Origin of the sequence: Desulfovibrio sp. 1188_IL3213, from assembly GCF_036763145.1 — a bacterium.
In the GTDB taxonomy this organism is placed as follows: domain Bacteria; phylum Desulfobacterota; class Desulfovibrionia; order Desulfovibrionales; family Desulfovibrionaceae; genus Desulfovibrio.
In genome coordinates this window covers 1-4,195 of the sequence record NZ_JBAIYR010000195.1, presented here as the reverse complement: position 1 = coordinate 4,195, position 4,195 = coordinate 1, and the positions used below count along the sequence as shown (strand labels likewise).

The 4,195-nt window shown below is 59.2% G+C and carries 5 protein-coding genes; 3 read left to right on the top strand and 2 right to left on the bottom strand.

The window, feature by feature from the left end; genetic code table 11:
* Nucleotides 1-83 precede the first annotated feature (83 nt).
* A complete protein-coding gene (locus tag V6C16_RS08660; RefSeq protein ID WP_333543020.1) occupies nt 84-653 on the bottom strand; it encodes an aldo/keto reductase in 570 nt (189 codons plus the stop codon).
* Between the two features lie 210 nt (nt 654-863).
* A complete protein-coding gene (locus V6C16_RS08655; RefSeq protein WP_333535305.1) occupies nt 864-1,778 on the bottom strand; it encodes an AraC family transcriptional regulator in 915 nt (304 codons plus the stop codon).
* A 194-nt stretch (nt 1,779-1,972) separates the two neighbouring features.
* Here V6C16_RS08655 and V6C16_RS08650 point away from each other — a divergent pair, with 194 nt between their 5' ends.
* The 3 genes from V6C16_RS08650 to V6C16_RS08640 all read left to right on the top strand — a co-directional run bounded on the left by V6C16_RS08650 (nt 1,973) and on the right by V6C16_RS08640 (nt 4,053).
* Complete coding sequence (locus tag V6C16_RS08650; protein WP_333543019.1) at nt 1,973-2,494, top strand: flavodoxin family protein; 522 nt, start codon at nt 1,973-1,975, stop codon at nt 2,492-2,494.
* A gap of 95 nt (nt 2,495-2,589) precedes the next feature.
* The gene (locus V6C16_RS08645) at nt 2,590-3,261 is read left to right on the top strand and encodes an amino acid ABC transporter permease (RefSeq protein ID WP_333534667.1); all 672 of its coding nucleotides are present in this window, start codon (nt 2,590-2,592) and stop codon (nt 3,259-3,261) included.
* Nucleotides 3,262-3,270: 9 nt separating this feature from the next.
* Complete coding sequence (locus V6C16_RS08640) at nt 3,271-4,053, top strand: amino acid ABC transporter ATP-binding protein (protein ID WP_333534666.1); 783 nt, start codon at nt 3,271-3,273, stop codon at nt 4,051-4,053.
* Nucleotides 4,054-4,195: the final 142 nt, after the last annotated feature.

Sequence of the window (4,195 nt, the reverse complement as noted above, 5' to 3'; positions counted from 1 at the left end):
ATGGGGCTCCAGGGAATGAGGCCGAGGCCGTAATGGCGCCAGGCCGGGATGACTTCGAGTTCCAGGGCGCGCACGGTCAGGTTTTACAGGCTCTGCTCGGAAACCAGGCCCATTAAGTTGCGCTGGCGGGCCATGCCCTGGGCCGTCGCGATATCCCAGCCCGCGAAGTTGCTGCTGCCGATGTAGAGCAACTTGCCCTGCTGGACCAAAAGTTCCATGGCCTGCCAGATTTCTTCCCAGGGCGTGGTCCTGTCGATGTGGTGCATCTGGTACAGGTCGATGCGGTCGGTTTTCAGGCGGCGCAGGCTGTCTTCGCACGCCTGGCGGATATGGTAGGCCGAAAGGCGGCGGTCGTTGGGGCCGAGGCCCATGGGCTGGTAGCACTTGGTGGCCAGCACGATGTCGTTGCGCTTGCCGCTCTTCTCCAGCCAGCGGCCGATGATTTCTTCGGACGTGCCGAAGCCTTTTTCCATGTCGGGCGTTTGCGGTCCGCCGTACACGTCGGCGGAATCAAAAAAGTTGACGCCCGTTTCAATGGCCTTGTCCATAATCTGGTAAGCGGTCTGCTCGTCCGTGGCGTCGCCGAAATTCATGGTGCCGAGGCAGAGCCGGCTGACTTTCAGGCCTGTGCGCCCGAGGTTAACGTATTGCATGTCTATTCTCCTTGGAAGGTTGTTTTCAGGAACCGCGCATACTCAGCGCCGCCTGTGATTCATCATTTTCAGGAGAATAGCTCCGGCACGGCAAAACAAAAGATACAGATTTATCTAATTTTTGCACTTTCCTGCCGTTTCCGCGGACGAGCATAGAAAAAAGCCGGGAGCGACGCTCACCGGCTTTGTATACGGTCAGGTGTTTCCGGCTCAGGCAGAAGCCTGGATTTGCGTCACGTTCCTCTGCGGCGCATCGCCGAACAGGCGCTTATATTCGCGGTTGAACTGGGTAAGGCTTTCGTAGCCCACCGCGTAGCTCGCCTTTGAGACGTCCTCATGGTCCTCCAGCATGCGCCGCTGGGCTTCATAGAGCCGCAGGTGCTTGTGGTACTGGGTCGGGCTCATGCTGGTAACGGCCTTGAAGTGCTTGCGGAAGGTCGGCGGGGCCATGTTCAGGCGCCTGGCCAGCTCGTCCACGTCCAGCGGCTGCATGAAATTGTCGCGCAGCCAGTTGATGCCCTGGAATATCTGGTTGCCCTGGGTTCCCTGGGTATTGAGGGATTTGAGCAGCTCGCCCTGCGGTCCGAGCAGCAGCAAAAGGTGAATCTCCCTGGAAATCAGAGGCGCAAGAAGCGGAATCTGTTCCGGGGTGTCCAGAAGATCCAGCATCCTCCCGAAAGCCTGGAGAATTTCCGGGTCGGTCGGCATGACGGCGACGCCGCCCATGCTGCCGCCCGCGGAGGAAGTCTTACCGGGGCCTTTTGCGGGCGGAATCTGCGCCGCGAGCTGGGTGGTCAGATGGCTGTCCAGTTCCAGGGTCATCACCAGATAGGGATTTTCCGGCGAGGCCTCGGTAAGATAGCTCAGGTTGGGCATGTCCACCCCGGCCAGCAGGCAGTTGCCCGCGCCGTAACGATATTCCTCGTTTCCGACCACCACCCGCTTGGCCCCCTGGACCGTCATCGCCAGAATGGGCTTGTTCCAGCAGTTTTCGGGAATATTGACTTCGTCCCGGCGGTTCAGCACAAAGCCCGGCACCGGCGTCGGGTAGGTGCCCGGGGCGGGCATCCGCCGGAGCAGCTTTTCTCTCAGGATCGCATATGTTCTGTCTGTCGTATCACGCATGTTCACGCTCCATGTAAAATTCGTCCGGATTCTTCAATAGCACGCCTTAAGGCACCGGGAAAGACCGGGGCAGAATTGTGCAAAATTTAGATAAAATCGTATCTGTTGTACCCGGATTACCGAATATATAAGTCCTTCATGGGAGATGTGCGGCCGGTTACCGGGCCGCGCGCAATCTGATGAAAAAAATATTCATGAACAGCCTTTCCGGATCCTGCCTGAGGGTGCTTGTGGCCTGCTACTCGCACACCGGCAACACCCTGGCCGTCGCCCGGATGATCCGGGACCGTACCTGCGGGGTGCTTTTCGGCGTAGAGCCTGTGGAAGGCTACGAAGCGGCAACCGTCGAGGCCGTCTCCCGCTGGGAGCTTGAGGAAAACCTGCTGCCGGAGCTGCGGTTCTCCGTCCCGTGCATGTGCAACTACGATCTCGTCCTGATCGGCGGCCCCGTATGGCACGACACCATTCCGGCCCCGCTCCGCTCCTTTCTCGGCCAGACGGATTTTTACGGCAGGCGCGTGGTCCCATTCTGCACCCACGAGCGAGGCCCGGCCGGCTTTTTCGCCGAATTCGCCAAACGCGCCCGCAACGCAGTCCTGCTTCCCGGGTTCGACATCGACGTCACCCGCTACCACTTTATCGCCGAAAGCGCGGTCTCGCTCGACGCCAGCCTGGCCGGAATCGGCATCCCCAATCTTCGCTGCGTCGGCATGTGACCGGATCTTGCTCCCTCCGTTGGCAGGATAGTGCAAAAATTGGATAATTCCGTATCTACGAAAAGCAAGGGAGAGTAATTACATTCAGCCTACCTATGATGACTGAACGTGTACTTACCCTCCTGGCGGATTCTTTTTGGAAGATCCTGCTGCCCGGCCTGACCATGACCATCCCGCTGACCGTGATTTCCTTTGCCCTCGGCCTGGCGATCGCCGTGGCCGTCGCCCTGGTGCAGGTCGCGGACCTGAAAGTCTTCAAACAGCTCGCGCGTGTTTATATTTGGGCCGTGCGCGGCACCCCGCTGCTGGTTCAACTCTACATCATTTTCTACGGTTTGCCTGGGGTCGGCATCGTGGTGCCGGCCTTTCCCGCGGCTGTAATCGTCTTTTCCCTGAACACCGGCGCATACGCGGCCGAAACCATGCGCGCGGCCCTGGAGTCAGTTCCGGCCGGGCAGATCGAGGCGGGGTACTGCGTCGGCATGACCTGGCTGCAGACCATGTGGAGGATAGTCCTCCCGCAAGCTTTCCGAACAGCCTTTCCGCCGCTTTCCAACACGCTCATCGGCCTGGTGAAGGATACATCACTGGCGGCCAACATAACCGTAGTGGAAATGTTCATGGCCACGCAAAAAATCGTCGCCCGCACGTATGAGCCGCTGGCCCTCTACTGCGAAGTGGGATTGATCTACCTGCTCTTTTCCACGGTGCTGACCTGGCTGCAACGGGCAGGGGAGAAAAAAATGAACGCGGTCTGGACGCCGTAGGAGATAGATATGCTTGAAGTTACCAATCTTACCAAATCTTTCAATGGCGCGGAGATTTTGAGGGGCGTTACTCTTGAGGTCTCCAGGGGCGACGTAGTGGCCATCCTGGGTCCGAGCGGAGCCGGCAAGACGACCCTCTTGCGCTGCCTCAACTTCCTGGAAACCGGAGACCGCGGAACCCTGTCGTTTCAGGGGAAGGTGTACCAGTTCGGCAAAGCCGGCCGGGCGGAGATCGACGCCATCCGAAAAAAAACCGGATTTGTGTTCCAGGATTTCAACCTTTTCAGGAACAAGACCGCGCTTGAAAACGTGACCGAAGGCCTTGTCGTCGCCCGGCGCATTCCCAGGCGGGAAGCCGCGGCCATCGGGATGCAGGCGCTCGATAAAGTGGGAATGGCGGACAAAAAGGACGCTTACCCCCACCAGCTTTCCGGCGGCCAGCAACAGCGTGTGGCCATAGCCCGGGCACTGGCCCCGGCTCCCGAGATCATCTTTTTCGACGAGCCCACCTCCGCGCTTGACCCGGAGCTAACCGGAGAAGTGCTGGCCGTGATGCGCCAGTTGGCCGACGAAGGGATGACCATGCTGGTGGTGACCCACGAGATGGGTTTCGCGCAGCAGGTCTCGTCACAAGTCATCCTGATGGAAAACGGCGCGATCGTTGAATCCGCCGGTTCCGACCAGTTTTTCAATTCACCCAGGGAGGAGCGGACAAAATCGTTCCTGCGCCACCTCGGCGCAAGATCCGAGCATCCGGCCTGGTTTGAAACGCCGACGCTCCAATACCAATAATACCATCGGAGATTTACAATGAAATACAGATTTCTACCCGTGCTTTTTATTTTCTTACTCTCAATCTCCCTGCTCGCCGGATGTTCCGAGGATGAACGCTCGACCGGCGCGAGCACGGGCGACCGGCTGGCCGGGGTCCGCG